Below are 358 nucleotides of genomic sequence, written 5' to 3'. Positions count from 1 at the left end.
AAGGAGGTGTTTCATCGCAGCTGTATTTCCTTACTGCTGGTCGCGGTTTACTTCGATTACCTTTCTGTGGAGAATTTTGTTTATGCCATTGGAGGAGTTTTTATTCTGCGGTTGGTGATCATGAAGATTTATGCCTTTAACCTGTATTTTCCGAAACTGAGTTTTTCTTTTCCGCACAACAGGTCTTTTATTCTGAAATATTCGGCTTTGATCCTTATCGCAGGTTCTGTTGCTATGGTCCTCCTGGACCTGGACAAGGTGATGATCGAGCGGTTCTTACCCATTGAAATGGTAGCGGTTTATGGAATTGCCGTTTATATTTCTTCGGTGATCGCAGTGCCGTCGCGGGCAATGCATC

Annotated in this window: 1 pseudogene; it reads left to right on the top strand. The window is 43.9% G+C overall.

The annotated features are described in order from the left end of the window. Positions 1-358, top strand: a pseudogene (locus HC176_RS17800) (lipopolysaccharide biosynthesis protein); the annotation flags it as partial.

The sequence above is a fragment of the Tamlana crocina genome (genome assembly GCF_012037625.1).
Note: the sequence above shows the minus strand (reverse complement) of the source record. Positions and strands in the feature narration are given on the sequence as shown.